At 39.7% G+C, this 3080-nt stretch carries 3 protein-coding genes; 2 read left to right on the top strand and 1 reads right to left on the bottom strand.

Going from position 1 to position 3080, the window contains the following annotated elements; translation table 11 throughout:
* The coding region (locus tag CDG77_RS34310; protein ID WP_094333580.1) for an AAA family ATPase at positions 1 to 1491 on the top strand (1491 nt) is incomplete at its 5' end.
* Between the two features lie 75 nt (positions 1492 to 1566).
* Positions 1567 to 1941: a DUF1257 domain-containing protein gene (locus CDG77_RS34305; protein ID WP_094333579.1), complete on the top strand. Its 375-nt coding sequence runs from the start codon at positions 1567 to 1569 to the stop codon at positions 1939 to 1941.
* Positions 1942 to 2037: 96 nt separating this feature from the next.
* Here the strand turns inward: CDG77_RS34305 and CDG77_RS34300 are convergent.
* The coding region (locus CDG77_RS34300; RefSeq protein ID WP_094333578.1) for a WD40 repeat domain-containing protein at positions 2038 to 3080 on the bottom strand (1043 nt) is incomplete at its 5' end.

Raw genomic sequence — 3080 nt, 5'->3', positions numbered from 1 at the left:
GAAGAAGTGTTGCAGCAAGTTGCATTGCGTTCTGTGCCCAAACGACAGCTTTTATTTTGGGATATTGTCCGGGGTTGGAGTGATAATGGTGCAGATAAAGGTTCGGTGATGGCGGCGTTAGGGCGAATTGGCAAAGCTGATGCCCAAACACCTGCGATGTTTGTACTGCGGGATTTGCATCCATTTGTGAAAAATCCGACTACCGAGAAGAATGCCCCGATTGTGCGGGAGTTGCGAAACTTGACGCGGGAGTTAAAGCGATCGCGTAAAATTATCATCACCACCAGCCATACTTTAGAACTTCCCGACGAGTTACTGCAAGAAGTGACAGTAGTGGATTTCCCGTTACCTAGCGTTAGCGAAATCGATAATTTAATCCAACAGTTGGTAGTACCAGATAAGTTAAATGTTTCTGGTTTGGCGCGAGAACAGTTAGTTAAAGCCTGCCAAGGTTTAAGTCGCACCCGGATTTCTAGAGTGTTGGCAAAAGCTTTAGCAGCTAAACAGCAAGTAAATGAGTCTGACATTGACGGCGTATTGGAAGAGAAAAAGCAAGCAATCCGCCAAACTGGGATTTTAGAATTTTTCACACCCCAAGAATCACTCAAACGAGTTGGTGGATTAGATCAACTCAAACAATGGGTACTAATGCGCCAAGATGCTTTTACTGAAGAAGCTAGACGCTACGGTATTCCTAACCCCAAAGGGATGTTACTTGTGGGCATTCAGGGAACAGGTAAATCTCTTTCAGCGAAGACAATTGCCCATGAATGGCGCTTACCTTTATTAAGATTAGATTCTGGGCGTTTATTTGGTGGGATTGTCGGCGAAAGTGAAAGCCGGGTACGCCAAATGATTCAGTTAACCGAAGCAATGGCACCGTGCGTTTTGTGGATTGATGAAATCGATAAAGCCTTTGGCAATATTACCAGTAGCATTGATGGGGATTCGGGGACATCGCGCCGGGTGTTTGGCAGTTTGATTACCTGGATGCAGGAGAAAACCGCGAGTGTGTTTATTGTCGCCACGGCAAATAATGTGAAAATATTACCAGCCGAATTGTTGCGAAAAGGAAGATTTGATGAAATTTTCTTTTTGAATTTACCTACAGAAGCCGAACGCCAAGAGATTTTTAAGGTGCATTTGCAACGGTTACGCCCCAATCGGCTGCGAGAATTTAACTTAGCTTTGTTAGCCAAGCAAAGTCTCAATTTTAGTGGTGCGGAAATTGAGCAGGTAATCGTTGATGCCATGCACCAAGCATTTTCCACAAGAATTGAGGGACAGCGCCGGGACTTTAATACAGAGGATATTTTACAGGCTGTAGCGCAGACAGTGCCATTAGCTGCGATCGCACATGAACAAATTGAAGCATTAAAGCAATGGGCAGCACAAGCCGGTGCCAGAACCGCCTCCAATGATGTGCTGTTGGTAGAAGAATTAAAACAATATTCAACCGAACAAGGAATAGGCCCTTTAGAAGTCGATTAAAATAGAAAAAATACGTGTTTCCTACGCCTCGTTATTTAATCCAAAATCCCAAATCTAAAATCCAAAATTGGTATTATGTCTCATTTCACAACTATCAAAGTCCAAATCAAACACGGTGAAATTCTGCATGAAGTTTTGCAAGAATTAAACTATCAAGTTGAATGCAACACGAATGTACGCGGATATCAAGGTGATACGACTCAAGCCGAGTATGTGATTCGCCAGAAAAATGGTTATGATTTAGGTTTTCGCCGCAGTGGTGAAAATTACGAAATAGTTGCAGACTTTTGGGGAGCAAAAATTAATCAACAGCAGTTTGTTAACTCCATCAGCCAAAAATATGCTCATAAAACCTTGATGGCAACGGTGCAAGAACAAGGTTTTAATGTGGAGGATGAAGAAGTATTAGCAGATGGAACTGTGCGAGTAGTTGTAGGGCGTTGGGTGTAAAAAAGTGCTTGGGCTGGGCATCTTTCCCAGCCTAGATATTTAACCTCTTGCAAAAGTCCTAATTACGAATTATGAATTACGAATTACGAATCAGTATTACTCTGGTATACCCCAAATTTTAATAGTTCCATAATGGCTTCCACTAACTATAGTTTTTCCATCAGGACTAACAGCTATGCAAGTAACACTAGCTGAATGTCCTTCTAAATCGTGAATTGCTTCGCCTGTAAGTAAATTCCAAATTCTAATAGTGCGATTTAAAGCACCAAAGAAAGTTTTACCATCCTTACTAACAGATATTGAGCGAATACTATTATCTGCTTCCAGGGTAATTGTATAAATTTTCTCTTTTTTTCCTATATCCCAAACATCAACTTGATTTTCTCCACCACCAATAACAATTTTTCCATCTGGACTAATAGCAACACAAGAGAGTACTGGTAGCTCATAATTTGAATCCAATGTTTCGTTCGCTAGAGTGGCAATTTGTTGTCTTTGCTTCCAATTCCAAATTTTTATCGCCCTATCAACAGCACTGCCAATACTTAAAACTCTCCCATCAATACTAAGTGCAAGATTAACAATATTGAATTCCAAAACGTGACAATAATGTTGCTCCAAATTATAGTATTTTCCTGAAAGAGGGTGTTCCCAAACGCAAATATTGTTATCTTGGCTACTACTAATTAGAGTTCCATCAGGAGTAACAACAAGGGAGTGAACAGCATTAAAATCTCCTTTCAGAGTAAGAATTTCTTGCTTATTTTGTAAATCCCAAATTTTTATTTCATTCCAATTACTCCCATACAAAGTTCCTCCATCTGGGCTGAATGCAAGTGAGTAAGGAGTTAATAAATTTTCGTCGAATGTACAAATTAATTGGCTTGTTTGAATATTCCATAATTTGACGTCATTATTACAGCTTCCAGTAGCAATAGTTTTTCCATTAGGACTAAATGCTATGCCTAATACATCTGATGTATGTCCGCTTAAAGTAGTTAAACATTCAAAAAATTTATAATGGTATGGATTTAAAGCTGCAATAACCTGTTCAAGACCAGCTTCTTTTCTTTTATGTAATAACTTATATGCTACCGCTTTTAACTGCACTGATTCATTCTGTAAACTTTGAATAACTA

It is taken from the genome of Nostoc sp. 'Peltigera membranacea cyanobiont' 213 (assembly GCF_002245975.1).
Taxonomy (GTDB): Bacteria; Cyanobacteriota; Cyanobacteriia; order Cyanobacteriales; family Nostocaceae; genus Nostoc.
The sequence above is the reverse complement of the archived record's forward strand: the minus strand, read 5'-3'. Positions and strand labels throughout refer to the sequence as shown.

Coding starts and splice junctions, on each gene's coding strand:
- CDG77_RS34305 (WP_094333579.1), top strand. CDS start 1,567: ATGTCTCATTTCACAACTATCAAAGTCCAAATCAAACACGGTGAAATT.